The organism is Cupriavidus basilensis, assembly GCF_000876015.1.
Taxonomy (GTDB): Bacteria; Pseudomonadota; Gammaproteobacteria; order Burkholderiales; family Burkholderiaceae; genus Cupriavidus; species Cupriavidus basilensis_B.
Window position 1 is genome coordinate 13,926 of sequence record NZ_BBQM01000030.1, and the last position, 19,685, is coordinate 33,610.

20 protein-coding genes are annotated in these 19,685 nt (G+C 64.5%); 5 read left to right on the forward strand and 15 right to left on the reverse strand.

The window, feature by feature from the left end; genetic code table 11:
• The first annotated feature begins 287 nt into the window (after positions 1-287).
• From KF708C_RS30640 to KF708C_RS30655, 4 genes are all read left to right on the forward strand, one after another.
• Positions 288-944, forward strand: coding sequence for an energy transducer TonB (locus KF708C_RS30640; RefSeq protein ID WP_020202264.1), 657 nt, complete (start codon positions 288-290; stop codon positions 942-944).
• A 29-nt stretch (positions 945-973) separates the two neighbouring features.
• Complete coding sequence (locus tag KF708C_RS30645; protein ID WP_020202263.1) at positions 974-1,708, forward strand: MotA/TolQ/ExbB proton channel family protein; 735 nt, start codon at positions 974-976, stop codon at positions 1,706-1,708.
• Between the two features lie 30 nt (positions 1,709-1,738).
• Positions 1,739-2,152: an ExbD/TolR family protein gene (locus KF708C_RS30650; protein WP_059415448.1), complete on the forward strand. Its 414-nt coding sequence runs from the start codon at positions 1,739-1,741 to the stop codon at positions 2,150-2,152.
• 225 nt (positions 2,153-2,377) lie between these two features.
• Entirely contained in the window at positions 2,378-2,707 is a 330-nt protein-coding gene (locus KF708C_RS30655; protein ID WP_020202261.1) for a hemin uptake protein HemP, read from the forward strand.
• Between the two features lie 315 nt (positions 2,708-3,022).
• On the opposite strand, the gene KF708C_RS30660 is transcribed toward KF708C_RS30655, so the two are convergent.
• From KF708C_RS30660 to KF708C_RS30685, 7 genes are all read right to left on the reverse strand, one after another.
• Positions 3,023-3,430: a heme-binding protein gene (locus KF708C_RS30660; protein ID WP_020202260.1), complete on the reverse strand. Its 408-nt coding sequence runs from the start codon at positions 3,428-3,430 to the stop codon at positions 3,023-3,025.
• Between the two features lie 179 nt (positions 3,431-3,609).
• Positions 3,610-3,882, reverse strand: a complete 273-nt coding sequence (locus tag KF708C_RS30665) for a hypothetical protein (RefSeq protein WP_059415453.1) — start codon at positions 3,880-3,882, stop codon at positions 3,610-3,612.
• A 281-nt stretch (positions 3,883-4,163) separates the two neighbouring features.
• Entirely contained in the window at positions 4,164-4,481 is a 318-nt protein-coding gene (locus tag KF708C_RS30670; protein ID WP_029043434.1) for a hypothetical protein, read from the reverse strand.
• A gap of 585 nt (positions 4,482-5,066) precedes the next feature.
• Positions 5,067-5,279 (reverse strand): hypothetical protein, encoded by a 213-nt coding sequence (locus KF708C_RS36170; RefSeq protein ID WP_144244908.1) that lies wholly within the window; start codon positions 5,277-5,279, stop codon positions 5,067-5,069.
• Between the two features lie 16 nt (positions 5,280-5,295).
• Positions 5,296-6,243, reverse strand: coding sequence for an IS481 family transposase (locus tag KF708C_RS30675; protein ID WP_015014882.1), 948 nt, complete (start codon positions 6,241-6,243; stop codon positions 5,296-5,298).
• Positions 6,244-6,397: 154 nt separating this feature from the next.
• The gene (locus KF708C_RS30680) at positions 6,398-8,275 is read right to left on the reverse strand and encodes a UvrD-helicase domain-containing protein (RefSeq protein ID WP_043088344.1); all 1,878 of its coding nucleotides are present in this window, start codon (positions 8,273-8,275) and stop codon (positions 6,398-6,400) included.
• Positions 8,272-10,608 carry an ATP-dependent nuclease gene (locus KF708C_RS30685; RefSeq protein ID WP_015014880.1) on the reverse strand — a complete coding sequence of 779 codons (2,337 nt, stop codon included), beginning with the start codon at positions 10,606-10,608 and terminating at the stop codon, positions 8,272-8,274. The genes KF708C_RS30680 and KF708C_RS30685 overlap by 4 nt, the downstream gene beginning before the upstream one ends.
• Positions 10,609-10,861: 253 nt before the next feature.
• Here KF708C_RS30685 and KF708C_RS30690 point away from each other — a divergent pair, with 253 nt between their 5' ends.
• Complete coding sequence (locus tag KF708C_RS30690; RefSeq protein WP_148280067.1) at positions 10,862-11,584, forward strand: HNH endonuclease; 723 nt, start codon at positions 10,862-10,864, stop codon at positions 11,582-11,584.
• A gap of 8 nt (positions 11,585-11,592) precedes the next feature.
• On the opposite strand, the gene KF708C_RS30695 is transcribed toward KF708C_RS30690, so the two are convergent.
• The 8 genes from KF708C_RS30695 to trbE are packed head-to-tail and all read right to left on the reverse strand — an operon-like array spanning position 11,593 to position 19,684.
• The gene (locus KF708C_RS30695; protein WP_013721742.1) at positions 11,593-11,811 is read right to left on the reverse strand and encodes a DUF2274 domain-containing protein; all 219 of its coding nucleotides are present in this window, start codon (positions 11,809-11,811) and stop codon (positions 11,593-11,595) included.
• Positions 11,808-13,094, reverse strand: coding sequence for a TrbI/VirB10 family protein (locus KF708C_RS30700; RefSeq protein WP_015014878.1), 1,287 nt, complete (start codon positions 13,092-13,094; stop codon positions 11,808-11,810). Before KF708C_RS30700 ends, KF708C_RS30695 begins: the two co-directional genes overlap by 4 nt.
• Before the next feature lie 2 nt (positions 13,095-13,096).
• Complete coding sequence (trbG, locus tag KF708C_RS30705; RefSeq protein WP_015014877.1) at positions 13,097-14,080, reverse strand: P-type conjugative transfer protein TrbG; 984 nt, start codon at positions 14,078-14,080, stop codon at positions 13,097-13,099.
• Positions 14,077-14,781 (reverse strand): conjugal transfer protein TrbF, encoded by a 705-nt coding sequence (gene trbF, locus KF708C_RS30710; protein WP_013721745.1) that lies wholly within the window; start codon positions 14,779-14,781, stop codon positions 14,077-14,079. The genes trbG and trbF overlap by 4 nt, the downstream gene beginning before the upstream one ends.
• Positions 14,782-14,793: 12 nt before the next feature.
• A complete protein-coding gene (gene trbL / locus KF708C_RS30715; protein WP_015014876.1) occupies positions 14,794-16,179 on the reverse strand; it encodes a P-type conjugative transfer protein TrbL in 1,386 nt (461 codons plus the stop codon).
• On the reverse strand, positions 16,176-16,496 hold the full coding sequence (locus KF708C_RS30720) for a hypothetical protein (RefSeq protein ID WP_013721747.1): 321 nt from the start codon (positions 16,494-16,496) through the stop codon (positions 16,176-16,178). Before KF708C_RS30720 ends, trbL begins: the two co-directional genes overlap by 4 nt.
• Positions 16,497-16,508: 12 nt before the next feature.
• Positions 16,509-17,234: a P-type conjugative transfer protein TrbJ gene (gene trbJ, locus KF708C_RS30725; protein ID WP_013721748.1), complete on the reverse strand. Its 726-nt coding sequence runs from the start codon at positions 17,232-17,234 to the stop codon at positions 16,509-16,511.
• Entirely contained in the window at positions 17,231-19,684 is a 2,454-nt protein-coding gene (trbE, locus tag KF708C_RS30730) for a conjugal transfer protein TrbE (protein ID WP_015014875.1), read from the reverse strand. Before trbE ends, trbJ begins: the two co-directional genes overlap by 4 nt.
• Position 19,685 lies beyond the last annotated feature (1 nt).

Here is a 19,685-nt window from a genome sequence, read left to right on the forward strand (position 1 = left end):
CCGCGCCGATTGCCGCGCCGGCGCGCAACAAGCCGGCGGGAATGCCCGGCTGCATTGCACAAAATACTAACAAATAAGAATCATTATCGTTTATACTTGCAAGCTGACACGCTGCCCCCTAGAGCGGCGCTCCCACCGGCATACCTGTTGAAGGAGCGTTTATCATGGAATTGCTGCTTAGCTTGCTGGTCGGTTGTGGCATCTCGCTGATCCTGTTCTATCGCAAATAGGCCCTATCGCTAATAAAGCCGGCGCCGCGCCAGACCGCCGACATCCGTTGTTTTCACATGTTCGATCAACGTTTTTTCAAGATCACGCTAGCCGTCCTGCTGTTCCACGTCGGCCTGCTTTACCTGATCCAGAGCGGGCTGGGGCGCAAAATCACGGAAGCCGTGATCGCGCCCGAGATCATCGCCCGCATCATTCCGCTCGAGCCGCCGCAGAAGCCTGCCGTCGAGACCCCCAAACCCAAGCCCGAAACGCCGCCCAAGCAGGTCAAGGTCACTACGCCGAAACCGACGCCGCCGCAGCCCCGGCCCACGCCGCTGCCGGTGCCGTCGCTGCCGCCCACGCCCAACGCCATCGAGGCGCCGCCGGCACCGCCCGCGCCTCCGGCTCCGCCCGCCCCGGCACCCGAGCCGCCCGCGCCGGCATCGGCCGCGCCGCGCGCCGTCGGCATCGGCGAGATCCAGTGCACGCCGCCGCAGCCGGCCTATCCGTCGCAATCGCGCCGCATGGGTGAAACCGGCAAGGCCGTGGTCCGGCTGACCACCGACGAAAGCGGCAAGGTGGTGAAGACCGCCATCGTCTCGTCGAGCGGCTCGTCGCGCCTGGACCAGGCCGCCGTGGACGCGGTCCAGCGCATGCGCTGCAAGCCATACATGGACAACGGTCGCGCCGTGGCGGTCACCGCCCAGCAGCCGATCGGCTTCGAACTCAACTGATTTCAATACCGACCTCACCAGGAACCATCATGCAGGACCTCGGACTCTCGCACCTCTGGACGCAAGGCGATTTCGTCATGCGCGCCACCGCCATCATTCTGCTCATCATGTCGCTGGCTTCGTGGATCGTCATCCTCACCAAGGCGTGGGACCTGATCCGCCTGAAGAAGATGGCGCACGGCGCGGAGAAGCGCTTCTGGCATTCCGACGATTTCGACCACGCCCTCGAGACGCTCGGCGGCAACGACGCCAACCCGTTCCGCTCGCTCGCCGTGACCGGCAAGGAAGCCGCCCAGCACCACCGCGCCAGCCAGCCCCAGCTGCATGACGTGATGGACATCTCCGACTGGCTGACCCGCTCGCTCAAGAGCGCCATCGACGACGCCGTGGCGCGCATGCAGTCCGGCCTCGCCGTGCTGGCCTCGGTCGGCTCGACCGCGCCGTTCGTCGGCCTGTTCGGCACCGTGTGGGGCATCTATCACGCACTGATCAACATCGGCGCCTCGGGCGTGCCGACCATCGACAAGGTGGCCGGCCCGGTCGGCGAATCGCTGATCATGACCGCCTTCGGCCTGGCCGTGGCGATTCCGGCGGTGCTCGGCTACAACGCGCTGAGCCGCGGCAACAAGGGCGTGATCTCCAAGCTCAACCGCTTCGCCCACGACCTGCACGCCTACTTCGTGACCGGCGCCCGCGTGCGTCCGAGCAACGCCCGTGGCGCTACCGACGACAGCGGTATGCGCCTCGCCGTCAAGAACCCGTAAGGCCCGCAGCAAGGCAAGAAGGAAGTCATCATGGCATTCGGTACCCTCGACTCAGACGATGACGAGGTAATGAGCGAGATCAACATGACGCCGCTGGTCGACGTCATGCTGGTGCTGCTGATCATCTTCATCATCACCATTCCCGTGATCAATCACGCGGTCAAGATCGACCTGCCGCGCGCGACCAACACGCCCAACGATCCGAAGCCGCAGAGCATCAACGTGTCGATCGATGCCAGCGGCAAGGTCTTCTGGAACCAGACCGAGGTCGACGAGCAGACGCTCGACGCCAACATCGCCGAAGCCGCGCAGCAGCAGCCCCAGCCGGAGCTGCACCTGCGCGCCGACCGCGACGTGCGCTACGAGCGCGTGGCCGAAGTCATGGCCGCCGCGCAGCACGGCGGGCTCGGCAAGATCGGCTTCATCACCGAGCCGAAGCACTGAGCGGCCGGACCGATCGGCAAGCAAAAGGGCACTCCCGAGGGGTGCCCTTTTTGCTTGGCGCGCCGCCCTCGCCGCATCCGGCGCCGGCGCGGCGTTTCCATGCGGTTCCATCGAAAAACACTATTGTAATGATAACTGTTCTCATTTAAGATAAGGACAACTTGAACCCCGCTGGTGATGGCGCGCAGCGCGCGCCGCCGCCAGCCAACGCACCGGAGCCCTCCGATGAGCACCCTGACCCTGCCGATGTCGCAACCCGCCGTGACTCGCCGCCGCCTCTCGCTGCGCCGGATCGAAGTCAATCCGAGCTCGCGCACGCCGTCGCGGCGCGAGACCGCGGCCAGCACGGCGATCGAATCGATGAAGTCCGCCGTGGCCGCCCTGCCCGCCCGCCTCGAGGCCCTCGTGCGCGACAGCCTGCCGGTGGCGCAGGCCAGCGAAGCGGTGCCGCTGGAAACGCTGATGCGCGGCAACAACGTGCTGCCGATCCTGCATAACGGCGAGGTCTACACGCTGCGCATCACGCGCTACGGCAAGCTGATCCTGACGAAGTAAGCCGCGCGCCGTCCGCGCTTGCGCATGGGCGCGAGCACCCGCCTGCGCAAGCATGGCAGGTCGCGCCGCTACGCGGCTTGCGGACGGGAACGGACGGGAACGGGCGAGATGCCTGCCGGGACCGGCAGGCCACGTGCCGGGCCATCGACAGGCCACGGCACGGGTGGGAGCGGCGAGGAACGGGACATGGCGGCAACGCGCCGCGGCCCTCATCCTGATGCCGGCAGCGAGGATGCCCGCTGCCGGTGAACGCTTCTACTGCGCGCCTCTACTGCGCGCTTCTGCTGCGCGCGTCTACGGCTCGGAAGCCTGGGCTCAGACGCCCAGGGCCGCGATGCCGGCACGCGCGATCTGCGCGTCTTCGGTCGACTTCACGCCGGACACGCCGACGGCGCCCACCACCTGGTCGTTGACGACGATGGGCACGCCGCCCTCCAGCATGCCTTGCAGCACCGGCGCGGTCATGAACGACTGGCGGCCGTTGTTGATCATGTCTTCGTAGATCTTCGACTCGCGGCGGCCCAGCGACGCCGTGCGCGCCTTTTCGGTGGCGATGTAGCTGGAGATCGGCGCGGCGCCGTCCAGGCGCTGCAGGGCCAGCAGGTGGCCGCCATCGTCAACGATGGCGATCGACACGGCCCACTGGTGATTCTTGGCTTCGACCTCTGCTGCAGCCAGTACCTTCTTCACATCGTCTGCCGTCAGCACGGTTTTTTGCTGCATACCACTCTCCTCGAAGTTCATTTCGGTGAATCAGTTCAACGAGCCGGAAGTATAGCGCTCCGGCCGCCGGCATTGCCACGGGCCGCCCCGCGCGCGCGAAAAAGCAAAAAACCCGCCGGAGCGGGTTTCTTGCTTGCTGCTTGCGTTGCTGTGTTGGCGCGCTTGAACCTGCGGAAGACTCAGGCCCCGTCGGTGAACGAGTCGCGGCGGTCGCTGACCTTGGCGCCGTCCGTGTAGGGGTCGACCTTGCCGAACTTGGCACCGTCGGTGTACGGGTCCACCTTGCCGAACTTGGCGCCGTCCGTGTACGGATCGACCTTGCCAAGCTTGGCGCCATCGGTGTACGGATCGGCCTTGCCGGTGCCAGCGGCGAATGCGGAAGCGGAGAGGGCGGAGAGGGCGGAGAGGGCGGTCAAGGCGGCGATCGTCACCAGGCTGTTCTTGATCTTCATGGTCTGATCCTTTGGGTAGGTACTGTGCTGGAGGGGCACCGGATGACAGGACTTTGCGAAATCATTTCATCGCGGTGCAACACAAGTAGTGTAGGTGGAAACCCTAATAACGATCTAACCTGCCGTTTGACTTGTCTGTTCAAATATTTTGACCCCGATTATCTCGCGGGAACCACTTGCCGCTTTGCCGCGTCATTCGGCCATCCGCCGGCCGCGGCCCCAAATGCCAAAGGGCCCCGAGGGGCCCTTTTGTGACACTGCGCGAAGCAGATCGTTCATGCTTATCGCCAGTGGCGATGCTCATGCCCCCAGCGTCCCGGCGGGCCGTAGTAGCCGCGGCCGTAGTAGCGCGGGCCATAGTAGCCGGGGCCGTAATAGACCGGCGCCGGGCGTACCACCACCGGCGGCGGGCCATAGTAGACCGGAGCGGGCGCCATCACCACCGGCGGCGCGACATAGGCGGGCGCCGGATAGTATGCCGGGCCGCCAACCACCACGCCGGGGACGCCGATCGACAGGCCGACATTGACATGCGCCATTGCCGCGCCCGACGAAAGCACTCCAAGCACTGCAAGTCCTGCGAGCAACCAGCGTTTCATGATCTTTGCCCCTGCAAGTCGTTATTCGATAAGTCATATTGTAGAGACTGCCGCCAATCCAGGTGAAACCGGGGGTTCTACATTGTTACCGGGCGTAACAACCGGCACATCCGGGCGGCATCTGCGCGCCTCCCGCCGCATCGCGGCTGTCCCGCGCCAAGCTTGCATCACCGCGCCCAACCGACCACAATACCGGGCTTGCCGTGCGGCCGTGGAGAAATTGGTAGACTCAGCAGACTTAAAATCTGTTTTGTCAAGTCCTTTCTGCTTTCGCCACCAAGCCGGAAGGTCAATAGTGGCAAGGACTTGGGAGCATCCAAGGCGTAGCTTCGCGGCTCGGCTTGATGGTCAGGAGCCAACTAGGAGCCAGCAGGGAGAGGTGTAGGCTCCAGTGCATCATGTAATGCCCGAGTGGTGAAATCGGTAGACACAAGGGACTTGAACAATTTGAGCCCTCCGGGGGAAACCCCAGAGGTGAAGCCCGTCAAAGTCGGCGAACGCCCTGGATGCCCCGGCATCCGAGCCAACGCCGAGCCAAGCCCAGGCCCAATGCCTGGGAAGGTGTAGAGAGCAGACGGCGGGCACCTACGGCTGCAAGGCTATGGTGAAGGCGTGCTCCAGACCACGAACAGCGCACGCGCTGGCGGCGAAAGCCGAAGTGGTAAGAAAATCCCTCGCCGAAAGGCGTGCCGGTTCGATTCCGGCCTCGGGCACCAATTCAGGGGCCGCTTCTGTTGGCGCAGAAGCGGCCTTTTCATAGGGGGCAATGACACGGCTCATCCAAGCGCGTTCAGTCAAGGTTAACTCCGCTGCGCTAGATGTAGTTTCTCAACACGTTGTTCCCCTCGAAGCCAAGGCGAGTGATAGGAGGACGATGTGAAGTTGCCGAGTGTGGCCGATGGAAGTTGTAGTGGTACATCCACGGCTGCAGTTCCCGCGCTCGATGTTCCGAGGACGGGTAGACGAAGGCATAGGCCCACTCGCGCAGCAAGGTCTGGATGAAGCGTTCGGCTTTGCCATTGGTCCTTGGCGTGTAGGGGCGCGTGCGGATGTGCTTGATGCCCAGGCGACGCAGCAATTTGGTGAAGCGGCGTGACTTGTAGGCCGAGCCGTTGTCGGTCATCACTCGCTCAACGTTCACGCCCAGGCTCTTGTAGTAGCGCAGTGCGGCCAGCAGGAAGGCGCAGGCGCACTTGGCCGTCTCGTCGGCGAGCATCTGGCTGAAGCCCACGCGCGAATGATCGTCGATAGCCACATGCAGCGCTTGCCAGCCGGCACGCGGGGTGTTCTGTGTGCGATCGCCCGTGACACGGTGGCCAGGCTTGTCGAAGCGCCCAAGCTTCTTGGTGTCCAGGTGCAGCAATTCGCCCGCGCTTTGGCGTTCGTAACGGCGCACGGGCACCGTGTCTTGCAACGCGGGCAAGCGCGCCACCGCAGCGGCCTTGCAAGCACGTGCCACGACGCTTATGGACAGGCCCACCCGCTCGGCAATGCACGCGTAGGTCAGGCGCTGATTGCGGCGCAGCGCCACCGCCCGCTCGAGCTTGAGGGCATCGCTGCGTCGCGGACTGCGCTCGGGTCGGGAACTGCGATCAAGCAGGCCGGGCGCGCCCTGGCTGGCCCAGCGACGCTGCCACTTGCGTGCGGTGTGTGCGCTCAAGCCTGCGGCTGCAGCCGCAGGCTTGAGCCCGATGCGATCGATCTCGCGCACCAGATGCTCTCGACCTCTGGGCGTCATTGAGGCATTCTTGTGGATGTTCACACGGGGAGTCCTGAAGAAAGTTGGCCGGCTTGAGAACCTCCATCTTCCTTCACCTCGGGTGAACAACCTCTTGGGAAACTACAGCTAGATCGCGACAAGCCCAGGAGCAAGGTCCAGCGGCCTTCACCGATTGACTGCCCGATGTGTTGAAACCTCAGCCCAGATGCTCCGCACCTCGGATTACGGCCTCGGGGAATAGATTCTGCGCCACGATCGCGGTGCGAGCCGCTGCGACATCGGGCACAAAGGCCACGACTGCCAAGTCCTTCGTTGCACGCGAGCAGCACACATAGAAGAGGCGGCGGGTTCGATCGAGTACGGACTCTTCACCTGCCGCCAGGTTGGCTTCGTCCTTGTCCGAGAGGGGGACGTACCCGAGATACTTCCCGTAAGAATACTGCCGGAAGCCCGCTTCCTCATCGTCGATGACGACCAATACGCGCTCAAATTGGGCACCCTTCACCCCATGATGCGTCGCGAACGGTGACTCCTCTGTAAAGTAGCGCCGGTAGGCCCAGAGTTCGTCGACACCGCATGCCAGATAGGCTTGAACGTTCTCGAAGCCGCTGCTGCCGTCATCCACAGGCTCTGCAACCAGATGCATGGCGAAGCGATCATCGAGGCGCAGCAACTCGTTATCTCGCACATGCGTCAAGACGTCCCGGATAGTCGCCTGCGATCCTGCTGCCAACAGACCGACAAGCCCGTCGAGCGCTTGCTGTAGCGCTGTAAGAACGGGGGCCGTCGCTTGCCCTCGAAGCCGCGCTGGTTCAAGCCTCGGGCATTCGCTGCGCAAGGTCGATATCACTGTGAACCGATCACCCGCTTGCGCCGCGACAACGAGCGGAAGTATGTGCTGGACAAGTGGACGGAGCGGCCAGGCTGTGCCATCGCTCAGCCCTTCACTCAGACTCATGGGGGCTCGGTCATTGAGCGCAGCATACAGATTAGGGAACCCGAGCCGGTTGGCCGCCATGCGGTGCACCAGTACAAGCAGGCGGACATCGCCTTCCCGCACGTCGCTTAGCCACAGACCGTCGCCGGTTTCGGCGGCCAGCCACTGCCTAATGGCCGCGAGGCGCGCACTCCGCTCCGCGTCCGCCGGCAGGATGAACAGATTGGAGGTACCGGCAACCGGCTGCTCGATGCCATCAACGGTTATCGTCCGACCACGCACCTGCTCAAGACCGTCGCCAGGGGCGCGGATTGCATTGATGACCCCGAGCACCGATGTCGGGCACCGGAAGTTCTCGGGCTTTGTGATCTCCGCCCAGCCGTCGTTCAGCGGGACAGTGCCTGCTCCGCTCATATAGATCTTCTGCATCGGGTCTCCGAAGAACCCGACACACAGGCCAGGATGTTCGCCCGCAATGTGCCGTAACGCCTCGACGACCTCCGGATTGGTGTCTTGGCTCTCATCGACGAAGATGTAGGGAAAGCGCTTAGCGACGAGTTGTCTCAGCAGCGGATGCGCTGCGACGCAGGCTGGGGTGAGCTTGAGGATATCGTCATGGCCAAGGATGCCTTCAGCGTAGCTGCTGCCGGTGCCGTAGACGAACTTCTCTACTTCACTGATCGCAGCCAGATCGGCTTCGAGATCTGCGATCTCCTGTTCGAGGCGGGCCTTCGTTTTCGCCTGAGTCCGAGGCTTGTCGTAGTGTGCGCGTCGCTCCGCGATCTTCTCGTCGATGCGGATGGCTACCCAAGCCGCGATATCCGAATGGAACGGCCGGATGACTGACCACAGGAAACTGTGGATGGTCGAGATGTGGAATAGCGGCGAGGCCCCGACATCGGCCGAAATCTCACCGACGGCGACTTCGGTATATGTGATGCAGGCGATTTGTTGCCCGGCGCGGCGCAGGGCAGGACCGCGGGTCTCGGCTAGGTGCGCCATAGCCTTGATCAGCGAGGTCGTTTTCCCCGACCCCGCACCGGCGACCATGACAAACGAGCGTGGCGGCATCCGATCGAGACACGCTCGAACATCTAGATCGGCTTGTGTGTCAGGACTGCCGATCCGGCTTGTCATGCCGCTACCTCGTCGCCGGCGGCGACTGGTGCCCCCTGGGGCGCGTCCTCATGCGGCTGGCCCTCATGCGGCTGGTCCTCGTCCGGTTCCGGCGGCGCAATCTCGGTCTCAAGCCAGCTCAGGCCCTCGGCGATATAGGTTGGGACAGACCAACTGCTCGGATCTTCGGCTAACAAGGCGAGCGCGAAGTCGGTCTTGCTGAAGCTCTTAGCCTGCACGCGCTTGTGGATGCGTTCCGCAAGCGTGGTCAGGTTCTTCTCGTCGGCCTTGGCGATGCGGAGCTGAAGCGGCTTACGGTTCTTGTCCTGACACCATTCAAGATTTTCGAGTGCGAATGCTTCCTCCAGCGTGCGCCCGGCTAGCGCCAGGGTTTCTCCGCCCCAAGTGACATCGGTCCGGCACTGATAGGCAACGCGTACCAAAGCGTCATTGTCGTCCGTCCTCGCCTGGATCTTCTGCTCAGCCGTCGCCTCCCACAGGGCGGCGACCGTGTCGCATTTCGGTAGCCATTGGAGCAAAGTCTGATTGGACGTCGCCGCGCCCGGATGACCGGCTATGCACGCCTTCCCGGGCTTCTCCGCAGCCACAGGCAAATCCTCCTCGTCATCGTCAATGTCCTCAGCGTCAGCGCCGGCAGCCTGCGCGTTCTCGGCGGCTGGTTCCGCGGCTTCCGGTTGACCAGCGGGTGCCGCACCCTCGCCATCCTGCCCCAGTGGACCGAACACGCTGTCGAGATCGGTGATGATGAGCGTTGTCAGTCCGAGAAACTCGATCAGCGTTTTGAATCGGTAGCCGAACGCTCCGCCGATCTCTAGGACGGTGAGATAGGTCGATTGCAGCCGCGGCGCGGCATTGGCGATCATCTGCGGCAATAGCAGCCGTTCGACATTGCCTTCGACCAGCACGGCGCCATCGGCGAAGAACAGATCGCAGTGCGCGAGTTTCAAATAGCGCTCGAGGAAGCTTCGGATGTCCGGATCGGTGCTGTCGTAGAAAACCGAGAGGTTGAGCACATCGGAGGTCGACACATTCTGTGCACGGCTTCGACGAAAATAGCGGATCGGCCGGAAGCCTCGTTCGTAAAGGATATGAGTCGAATGGGTCGTGACGACGACCTGGCTCGTATAGTGCGTGCGGTCCTCGCCCTTGAGCGCTAGGATGTCCATCACCTTGCGTATGAAGGCCTGTTGAAGCTGGGCATGGAGGTGCGCTTCGGGCTCCTCGATGAAGATCAGGTGGACCGGCGGACGGTTTTCCTCGATCGCCAGCCATTGAGCGTGGAGGTCGAGCAGCTCAACGACCATGAAGATGAGGTTTTTGAAGCCAAGACCGTTATACCGATCGGGCAAGGTAGGCGGGTCGGGCTTCCCGTCATCGGCTCCCAACGCATAGTGAACGATCGCGCCATCTCGACCGCTCATGATCTGGGCAGGGTCGAGGGCCGAGCGGATCATCATGCGCGGGTTTGAGAGGCCCGGATAGCCGAGCTTCGACAAGCTCTTGAGCGTCGGTTCGAACACTCGTTCGAGATGCTCATTAAGCGAGACTTCGGATGCTGCGAGGGCGCGCAACGCTTCGATATCTTCGCCTTTCTGTTCGAGGTTGCGCCCGTAGAAGCGACTGAGTACACGGGAGAGATCCTCGGCGCGAGAGCCACCTGGGCCGTCCGAGAGATGGCGCTGTGCGTTCAAGAAGTCAATGTGGAGAAGGCCGTTCAAGATCTCACGGCCGCTCCGGTCGCGTCCGGTGAGAGTGGCTGGGTCATAGCCAGCCTCTGCGACCATCTTCGCATCGAACCGCGCGGGATCGAGTACGAAATAGCGCAGCTCATATTCGTCATGTAGCCTGTCGCGAAGGAACTCCCGCAGGTTACGTGGCGAGGGATCGAAGGCGGGTGCTCCGTCTTCACCCTTAGCGACCGCATCGAGCACGCGCTGGCGCACTTCGACATAGCGTGCATGCGTCGCCGCAGGATTGGTGGGCGCGTAGGCAACACGCATCCCCACCAGCTTGCCTTCCCAAGCAAGGCTGGGAAGAAGATCGATGACGCGGTGAACATCGTCCGGACCGATTTCGAACCAAACGTCGATTTCCATCGTGGGAAGGCTCGCCTCGCCATCGCCCTCACCAAACGCAACGATGTCGGCCCAAAGTTCGGCACTAAAGTCGTGAATGTTGAAGCGGCCACTGCCAGTGAATAACTGGAGTGCGTGCCCGACTGATGTCTTGCCGCTGTTGTTGGCACCGACAAAAATAGAGATGTCGGAAGCAAGATCAATTACAACGTTTCGCAGCCGCCTGAAATTCCGGACGGCCAACTTCTTCAAATGCATCCTAACCTCCCCCGGTTATCGGATCATCTGGCTGGTCAAAAGGCCAGCATTTTTATGCAGATTACTATAACTATAGCGTTTCCCTTAGGGCGACGAACTTGGCGGCCACTGGTTGCTGCCGATCCACAAGGACACTTTCGACTGGTGCTGCATCGGTGGAACGGCCTATCGAACGCGTCGCGGCGTTAGCCGCCCCGATTCGTAAGCTCCGCGATCCCCTTGCCCTTTGGAGGAGGAGATGCATTTCACTGCAATGAGTAGAAACTTGGAGCGCATGCGTGCCGCTCTTACCGAATGGATGATTAAAGAGGAAATCCTGGGGGATGCGTTCTTCGTCGATATCGAGGCTTGGAGAGCTCGAAACGAGCCCTATGGGAACGACTCGCTCTTAGTCTTGGTGTTCGACAGCAGCACGCTTCATACCATGTTGAACTACGGTGGCGACACGATGGAGTTCGACGATCTGGTTGAGTCGTTCGGATTCTGGTACGAGCTTGGTCACTCTTGGAACATGGGCTTCTACCCTATTGAGGGGTATGACTACTCACGGCTTTCAGGCACCTATGCATCCAAGCTGCAAGATGAAAGGTGGCGTAAGAAGGCAGCAACCGTGAAGAAGCGGGCAGGACATCAATGTCAGGACTGCGGAGCCACGAAGCCTTTGGATGCCCACCATTGCTACTACGCAAATATGCGAGAAGGCTTCGAGCCGTGGGAATACCCACTCAGTGCCCTGCGTGCTTTGTGTCGTGAGTGTCACATCCGGCGCGAGAGATCAGAGATCCGGCTACGTGCGTTTGCTGCGTCCCTGACGAGCGAAGAACTTGACGCGCTGCGCCCCGCCATCAGTCACGCCATCTATTGGCACCAAACCGCAGCGGTGTTCTCGTCCCTTTCCGCCCTGGGGCCAGAAGAACGACACCTACAGGCAGCGCTGGAGATTCTCAGAAACGGCCGAAACGATGCCGACCGCTGAAGGGGCGTCTACCTTGCGTGGCGTCTAAATCCCCGGTCCCCCGCCATGAACGCCTCCAGCATATGCGGGATCAGCGTCATGGCGTCGACCGTCTCGCCATACGTCTGTGCGTGCAGCGCGGCGTAACGATCGAGGTCTGCCTTGAGGCTGCCCGAGCAAACAAAGGTCAGCTTGACGCTCTCGGTCTTGGGCAGCGGCCCGAGTCGCAGCTTGCGGGTCGTGCTCATCTCGAACTCCCCCGGTTGAAGAACAGCGGCTGATAGGGGCGGAGAACCAGGTCGCGGTTGACGATGATCCGCACCGGCAAACCCGGCCGTTCGGTCAGCGTCGGCTGGATGTTGAGGTTGCGCCGGGTCATTTCCTGTCCGACCTGGTTCACGCTGTCCTGCAAGCTGTCGCGTCCGGCGATGATGACGCGGTCGCCGTTCTGGCGGTTCCCCGGCGAGGCCAACTCGGCACCGACGCCCAGCAGCGTCGTCAGGGCGGCGCCGGCGAAGATGCGATCCCAATGCCAATCGACACCATCCTCCAGGCCGGCATAGCCGGCCGGGTCGGTGCCGGCCAGGTTGTCCAGCGTCAACGAGGACGTGTCCGGCAGAATGATCCGGTTCCACACCACCTGCACCCGGCTCTGGCCGTAGCTGACCTGGCTGTTGTAGCGCCCGAGGATGCGCGCCCCCTGTGGAATCAGCAGATGCCGGCCCGTAGCCGTGTCGTAGACAGGCTCCGTCACCGTAGCGATCACGTCGCCCGGCAAGTCCGACTTGATGCCCGTCACCAGCGCGCCCGCGATCACGGTTCCGGCCATCACCTGATACGGAGACGCCGGCAGCGCCAGGTTGCCGGAGTTGCGGGTTTCCGTAGAACCGGCTTTCAGGAACGCTTCTTTCTGGTCTTGCCGGTTCTGCACGGTCGTCGGGTCGGCGGGCTGGGCCGCCGTCGAGGCAGGCCCGGCAGCGAGAGGAGCGAAGGCCGCGAGTGTGTTTGCAACACCAGGCGCACCCGGCGCAGCTTGCGCGACCGTGGTGGCGGCCTGGCCCTGGGCGCCCGAGCGGAAGAACACCGACGAGGCCGCCGCCGCGTCCGCCTCCTTGCGCAAGGCATCTTCGGGATCATGGCCTGGCGGCGAATAGCCCGGCGTCACCGGCTGCTGCGAAGCGACGATGGCCGGGCCAAGGTCGCCGGGCAACGGCGGCCCCAGCTCGGGCACATCGGGCGGCAAGGCTGGTGGCAGCTTCGAGTAATCCGTCGGCAGCGCATCCAGTCCTTCGGACTTCGAGACGCGATCGACGTTGTAAAGCTCGGTTTGCTCGCCCGTACCGCGCCGCTGCGGTTGCAGCGACCAGATCGTGGCCCCAAGCACGGCGACCGACAGGCCGCCGACGAGGATGGCCAGCGTGCGCCGGTTCAGGCCCGTGACCGGGCGCGGCTGGGCGCGCAGCGCCACCGCCTCGGGCGCGACCTTGCCCGCCTGCGGCGTGGCGAGGTCGGGGGTGTTGTCCTGGCTCATGGTCAGTTCCTCCGTGCCACGCCATCCGTGCGCTCGATCCGCACCACGTCGCCCTTGTCACCGCCCAGGCGCAGTTCGGCCGCGCCGAACAGCCGATCCACGATGTAGTACGGCGAGCGGAAGCGGTAGTTCACCAGTTGCCCGTCGCCCTGCGCGCCGATGACAAACAGCGGCGGCAGCTCGCCTTGCGCGATGCCCGCCGGAAACTGGATATAGACCTTTTCGCCGTCATCGAACGCACGCAGCGGCTTCCAGGGCGGATTGCTGCCGCTGATCGCGTAGCGGAAGCGCAGGTTCTCCAGCGCCAGCCCGGTATCGACAGGCGCGGCGGCATTGGCCGCCTGCGCCTGACGCTGTAGCGCCAGCATCCGGTCGCGCGGATACTCCCAGGACACGGACGCCATCCACGTCTTCTCCGTCGAAGCCAGCTCCAGCAGGTACGTCCTGCGGCTGGTGGTAATGACGAGATTGGTCTTGAGGCCCGAGCGGATCGGCTTGACCAGCACGTTCACGCGCAGGTCGGCACCGCTACCGCTGGACGTGTCGCCCACGATCCAGCGCACGGTATCGCCGGCGGCCACCGTCACCAGTTCCTCGCCCGGCTGGAGCGAAACCACGGTCACACGGCCGACGGCCGCATAGACCTGATACAGCGCGCCATCGGTGAAGGGCCAGACCTGAATCGCATTGACGTAGCCCTCGCGCGTGGGCGCGACGCGGGCCTCGGCATTGGCGCGCGAGACGCGCACCTTCTCGTCGGCCGGCTCCGGCGCGGGTTTGGCGTCCTCGAGCGGCTTCAACTGCGCCGGCATTGGCAGCACCTCGGGCACGGCCACCACTTCCACCGGCGCGGGCGGCTCCGGCAGCGGCTGCGCCTGCACCGGCTCATCGAGCGAGATGGTTGGCGGTGGCTTGCCCTGCGAGGCGCAGCCCGCGAGGGCGAGCAGGATCGCCGGCAAAGCGGATTTACGGAAAAGATCATTCATGGCTTGGCTCCTTCGGAAGAATCCAGTTCGCGGCTCCACGACAGGCCGTTGACGTAGATGCCCAGGGGGTTCTTGCGCAGGCGTTCTTCGGTGCGCGGCGGCTGGAGCACGATGGACACCACGGCCGTCCATCGCTCCAGCCCAGCCGCGGCGCCGTTGACGTAACGGCGTTCCGTCCAGCGCACGTTGAAAGAGGTGTCGCTGGCGCGCACGACGCTGGTGATCTGTACCGTCACAGACTCCTTGCCGATGCGCGCGAACGGGTCGTTGACCCGCGCGTAGTCGTTGAGCACGGCCGCGCCCTTGTCGGTCGTGTAGTCGTAGGCGTCGAGCCAGTTCTGGCGGACGACGATGGAGTCGATGGACAGCGAGCGCACCAGCGTCACGAAGCGCGCGATGTGGTGCGCGGTCTGCGCATCGTTGGGCCGGTATGGCGTGGCGGCTTCGCCCACGGCGCGTACCTGGCCCGCGTTGTCCACCTCCACGACGTAGGGCGTCACGATGGATTGCGCCGAGCGCCACACCAGCCCGCCGGCCATCAGCAGCGCAAGCGTCAGGCAACCGAAGGCCATCAGGCGCCAGTTCTTCGCCTGGACGCGCGGCGAGCCGATGCGCTCGTCCCACACCTGGCCGGCAGCTTGGTACGGCGTGGCAGGCTGCGGCGTGTCGGCGTAGCGCACCTGCGGTTTCTTGAATCGCATGGTCAGTTCTCCTTATGAATCGGAATCGCGCAGGCTCGGCCCCTGGCCGGAGCCGCCGCCATCGCCACCGCGCAGCGCGTGGGCGGTGGTGGTCGCGGCGTGGGTGAGTTGCTGGCGGCGATGCAGGCGCTTGGCCCAAGCGGGCTGTTCCTGTGTCTGCGCCGTAGCGGCGCCGGATGCGGCCTCGCCTGCGGCACCCTGACCGGATGCCGCGCCCGCGCCGCCATCGGCGGCAGCGCCGTTCCAGCCAGCGCGGAAGGGAGCGGCCATGCGTTGCCCGGCAGCGGATGCACGGGATGCAGCCGCACGTCCGGCGGACTGCGCGCCGGTCTTGGCGACGTTGCCCAAGCCCGCCATCGCGCCCTTTGCGCCGCCGCCAGCGGCGGCGGAGCCGGCCTGGAACGCCGATTTCGCACTGCCAGCCGCCGACGTGGCCGCACGCGCACCAGCGCCGGCCAGCTTGGCGGCAGCCGGTGCCATGCGCGCGCCAGCGGCCACGGCACCGCCTACGCCCGTCGCGGCAGCACCAACAGCCACCGCCGTCCCGGCTGCGCCGATGGCAGCGCCTGCCATCGCACCCGCGCCGAGCTGCGGCGCACCGGACACAAGGCCCGTGGCGATGCCAGGGCCGAAGATCCCCAGCGCCAGCAAGGTGAGCGAGGCCAGCATGATGACCAGTGCGTGGTCGAGCGACGGCTCATCGGGATGGACTTGGAACTGAGTGAACAGGCCCGAGCCGATACCGACGATCACGGCCAGCACCAGCACCTTGACGCCGGAGGCCACCACGTTGCCCAAGACCTTTTCGGCCAGGAACGAGGTCTTGTTCCAAAGCGCGAACGGCACCAGCACGAAGCCCGCGAGCGTGGTCAGCTTGAACTCGATCAGCGTGATGAATAGCTGGATCGCCAGCACGAAGAAGCAGAGCACCACGACCAGCCAGGCGAGGAACAACACCAAGATGGCATCGAGGTTCAAGAACACCTCGGGAAATCCCATCATGTCGTCGAGCTGGAGGAAGATCGGCCCGCCCGCGTCAAGGCCGGTTTTCGCCAGCCGGCCCGGCTGCAAGAAGTTCTCCATCGTGATGGCAGAGCCGGTGGCGGTGATGCCCAATCCCGCGAACGAGCGGAAGACGATGCTCGCCAGCCAGTTGAAGTTGTTGATGATGTAGGCGAAGGCGCCGACGTACAGCACCTTGCGCAGCAGCTTGGCGATCACGTCCTCGCCCTGGCCGGTGGCGTGGCTCATGGCCCAATACAGGCCGGCGATCGTCATGTCGATGACGATCAGCGTGGCCGTGAGGAACGCCACTTCGCCCCGCAGCAGCCCGAAACCCGAGTCGATGTAGGCAGCAAAGGTGTTGAGGAATTGGTCGATGATGGTCACGTCATTCATGGCGTGTCCTCCGGTTCGGCAGGAACGACCGGCGCCACGCCATCGGCCGGCTCATCAAAACTCGGCGGGATCGGTGGCAGCTCGGCCAAGGTCTGGTATTCATCCGGCCCGGCTTGGCCGGAGAAGAAGCGCCGCCGGAAGGCTTCGGCGGCGGCGCGGCAAGCGTCCTCGCCCGTGGCCTGCCGGTCGGCCGCGCATTGCGCGCGCAATGCCTTGAGCCGCACGGGATCAGCGGCCAGGGCATCGGCAAGGTGGTCGGCCGGCTGCTCGCCGCAAGCGGCCAGCAGCGCGGCACACAGGACGAGGACGCATCGCATGGCGGCCTCCCGTCAGTTGCCGTAGAAATCCACGCGCTGCGGCGTGTACGGCGTGCCATCGCCCATGAACCGCCGCCGTACTTCGCGCGCGCGCTCGGTGGCCGCCGCCTGCCGCGCCAGCTCCAGCGCGGCAGCGCGATCCTGCGTGATCTGGAGCCGCTGCGACTGGATCGACTGCTTGGCCTGCAAGGCGAGCAACTGGTTCATGGCCTGCATGGCTTGGAGCGCCCCTTCGGCCGACTGGCTCTTGCCCACGAGGTCGGCCAGCACGCTTTCGTCTTCGCCCAGGTTCTGCGACACCTGCGCCTGCATCTGCATCGTGGTCTGCAAGCCGTTGAGCGTGTTCCGCCAACGCTCCTGCGCGTCGCGGTACATCTGGTCGCCGCTGACGGTGGCGGCGTACTGCTCGGGATACAGGCGCGCGAACTCCCGATCCAGATTCGTCACGTCGTAGGCCAAGCCTCGGGCCTGGGCGATCAGCCGCTCGGTCGTTGCCAGATTCGCGCGCAACTGGCCGACCACGCTGGACGGCAGGCTGGCGAGGTTGCGCGCCTGGTTCATCAGCATCTGCGCTTCGTTCTGAAGCTGCTGGATCTGGTTGTTGATCTGCTCCAGCGTGCGGATCGCGGTCAGCGTGTTCTGCACGAGGTTCGTGGGATCGACCACGACCCATTGCGCATGGGCGGTGGCAGTGCAAAGCATGGCCGCAATGGCGGCGGCGATAAGGCGCTTTTTCATGACAGGTTCTCCAGGGGTTGGTCAGCGAGGGAACCCGGCGCGAGGCCGGGGAACGAGGGCAGCAGGTCGGCCGCCCAATCGAGGCCGCGATGGCGCAGCCAAGCGCCCGCGAAGCCGGGCACGCCGGCGTCCAGCAGCACGCGGCCTATGTCGCGCTGGTCTTGCGGCGTGGACGCGCCCGCGAAGGCCAGGGCCGCCGGCCCCAGGTCGAGGTCGAACAGGCGGTTGCCGAGGCGGGATTGGTAGTAGTAGTCACGCTTGGGCTGCGCGGTGGCGACGATTTCGATCTGCCGCCTGTTGAGGCCGAAGCCCTCGTAGATCGTGCGAATCTGCGGCTCTGTCGCCTGCGGGTTGGGCAAGAAAATCCGACTCGCACAGCTCTCGATGATCGCGGGCGCGATGCTCGAATCCTTGATGTCGGCAAGGCTCTGAGTGGCGAAGATGACGCTGACGTTCTTTTTCCTGAGCGTCTTGAGCCACTGCCGGATGCGCGCCGCGAACACCGGGTCATCGAGGAACAGCCACGCTTCATCGAGGATCAGCAGCGTGGGCGCCCCGTCGAAGCGTTCATCGAAACGCGCAAAGAGGTAAGGCAGCACGGCCATGACGGCGGCCTTGCTGTGCATCAGCTCCTCCATCTCGAAGCACTGCACGTCGGCCATGCCCAGCCGGTCGTGGTCGGCGTCCAGCAGCTTGCCGTGGGCGCCACCCAGCACATAGGGCGAAAGCGCCTGCCGCAGCGTGTTCGATTGCAGCAGCACGGAAAGTCCCGTCATCGTGCGCTGCTCCACCGGCGCACCGGCGAGACTTCCCAGCGCCGACCAGATAGCCGCCTTCTCGTCGGGGCCGACTGCCACGCCTTCGTGCAGCAAGCGGCCTTCGATCCATTCGGCGGCCCAGGTGCGGTAGCCCTCACTGTCGATGCGCGCGAGCGGCTGGAAGGCGATTTCGCCATCCGTGCCCAGGTCGTAGTGCTCGCCGCCCAGGCCGAGGATGGCGGCCCGCATGGAACGGCCCATGTCGAAGGCGAAGATGCGCGAGCCGCGATAGCGGCGGAACTGCATCGCCAGCGTGGCGAGCAAGACCGACTTGCCCATGCCGGTCGGGCCTGCGACCAGCGTGTGGCCCACGTCGCCGATGTGCGTCACCAGCCGGAACGGCGTAGCGCCATCGGTACGTGTCACGATCAACGGTGGGCCGTCCAAATGATCGTTGCGCTCCTGGCCGGCCCATACCGCCGACACCGGCATCATGTGCGCCAGATTCAGCGTCGAGACGATGGGCTGGCGCACGTTGGCGTAAGCATTGCCGGGGAGCGAGGACAGCCACGCATCCACGGCGTTGAGCGTTTCGGGGATGGTGACGAAGCCCCGACCCTGTATGACGCGCTCCACCATGCGCAGCTTCTCGTCGGCCACGGCGGCGTCCGCGTCCATGACGGTGACGGTCGCCGTCAGGTAGCCGAAGGCGACTTGATCGCTGCCCAGCTCCTGCAAGGCAGCATCGGCGTCGGCGGCCTTGTTGTTGGCGTCGGTATCGACCAGCGGGCTTTCCTGCTGGAAGATCGTTTCGCGTAGCAGCGCGATGACGTTCTTGCGCTTGGCGAACCACTGGCGGCGCAGGCGGGCGAGTTCTCTTTCCGCCTCGGCTTTGTCGAGGCAGAGAAAGCGCGTGCTCCAGCGGTACGCAAAGCCCAGGCGGTTGAGGTCGTCCAGAATCCCCGGCCAGGTCGAGGTCGGGAAGCCCCGCACCGACACCACGCGCAGGTGCTGGTCGCCCAGCATGGGCGCCAGGCCACCGACCAGCGGCGAGTCGGTCAGCAGCGCGTCGATGTGGAACGGCACTTCGGGCACGCCGACGCGATAGCGCCGCGTCGAGATGGTCGCGTGCAGGTAGGTCAGCGTCTGCGCGTCATCGAGCCAGTCAATCTCCGGCATCACGCCGTCGAGCAGGTCAAAGACGCGATCCGTTTCCGCGACGAAGGCTTGCAGCCGCTCGCGCCAGTCCACGCCATTCGTCGGCGTGTTCTCGTAGAGCATCTTGGCTGCACGGGCGCGGGATTCTTCCGGCGGCAGGTAAAGCAGCGTCAGGTGATAGCCGCTCTCGAAGTGATTGCCCGATTCCTCGAAGGCGGCCCGGCGTTCTTCCTCCACCACCCAGGAAAGCGGCTCGGGAAACTCCGAGTGCGGATAATCGGCCGCAGGCCGACGCTCGGCTTCGATGAACAGCGCCCAGCCCGATCCCATGCGGCGCAGCGCGTTGTTCAACCGTGCCGACGTGGCGATCAGCTCGCCTTGCGTCGCGCTGTCGAGGTCAGGCCCGCGAAACCGGGCCGTGCGCTGGAAACTGCCGTCCTTGTTCAAGACGACGCCCGGCGCGACCAGTCCGGCCCAGGGCAGCCAGTCGGCAAGCAAGGCCGGCCGCTGGCGGTATTCGGCGAGGTTCAGCATC

Excerpts from the sequence above, each read along its gene's own strand:
- KF708C_RS30640 (WP_020202264.1), top strand. The coding sequence starts at position 288 with ATGTTCGATCAACGTTTTTTCAAGATCACGCTAGCCGTCCTGCTGTTC.
- KF708C_RS30645 (WP_020202263.1), top strand. The coding sequence starts at position 974 with ATGCAGGACCTCGGACTCTCGCACCTCTGGACGCAAGGCGATTTCGTC.
- KF708C_RS30650 (WP_059415448.1), top strand. The coding sequence starts at position 1,739 with ATGGCATTCGGTACCCTCGACTCAGACGATGACGAGGTAATGAGCGAG.
- KF708C_RS30655 (WP_020202261.1), top strand. The coding sequence starts at position 2,378 with ATGAGCACCCTGACCCTGCCGATGTCGCAACCCGCCGTGACTCGCCGC.
- KF708C_RS30660 (WP_020202260.1), bottom strand. The coding sequence starts at position 3,430 with ATGCAGCAAAAAACCGTGCTGACGGCAGACGATGTGAAGAAGGTACTG.
- KF708C_RS30665 (WP_059415453.1), bottom strand. The coding sequence starts at position 3,882 with ATGAAGATCAAGAACAGCCTGGTGACGATCGCCGCCTTGACCGCCCTC.
- KF708C_RS30670 (WP_029043434.1), bottom strand. The coding sequence starts at position 4,481 with ATGAAACGCTGGTTGCTCGCAGGACTTGCAGTGCTTGGAGTGCTTTCG.
- KF708C_RS30680 (WP_043088344.1), bottom strand. The coding sequence starts at position 8,275 with ATGACAAGCCGGATCGGCAGTCCTGACACACAAGCCGATCTAGATGTT.
- KF708C_RS30685 (WP_015014880.1), bottom strand. The coding sequence starts at position 10,608 with ATGCATTTGAAGAAGTTGGCCGTCCGGAATTTCAGGCGGCTGCGAAAC.
- KF708C_RS30690 (WP_148280067.1), top strand. The coding sequence starts at position 10,862 with ATGAGTAGAAACTTGGAGCGCATGCGTGCCGCTCTTACCGAATGGATG.
- KF708C_RS30695 (WP_013721742.1), bottom strand. The coding sequence starts at position 11,811 with ATGAGCACGACCCGCAAGCTGCGACTCGGGCCGCTGCCCAAGACCGAG.
- KF708C_RS30700 (WP_015014878.1), bottom strand. The coding sequence starts at position 13,094 with ATGAGCCAGGACAACACCCCCGACCTCGCCACGCCGCAGGCGGGCAAG.
- trbG (WP_015014877.1), bottom strand. The coding sequence starts at position 14,080 with ATGAATGATCTTTTCCGTAAATCCGCTTTGCCGGCGATCCTGCTCGCC.
- trbF (WP_013721745.1), bottom strand. The coding sequence starts at position 14,781 with ATGCGATTCAAGAAACCGCAGGTGCGCTACGCCGACACGCCGCAGCCT.
- trbL (WP_015014876.1), bottom strand. The coding sequence starts at position 16,179 with ATGAATGACGTGACCATCATCGACCAATTCCTCAACACCTTTGCTGCC.
- KF708C_RS30720 (WP_013721747.1), bottom strand. The coding sequence starts at position 16,496 with ATGCGATGCGTCCTCGTCCTGTGTGCCGCGCTGCTGGCCGCTTGCGGC.
- trbJ (WP_013721748.1), bottom strand. The coding sequence starts at position 17,234 with ATGAAAAAGCGCCTTATCGCCGCCGCCATTGCGGCCATGCTTTGCACT.
- trbE (WP_015014875.1), bottom strand. The coding sequence starts at position 19,684 with ATGCTGAACCTCGCCGAATACCGCCAGCGGCCGGCCTTGCTTGCCGAC.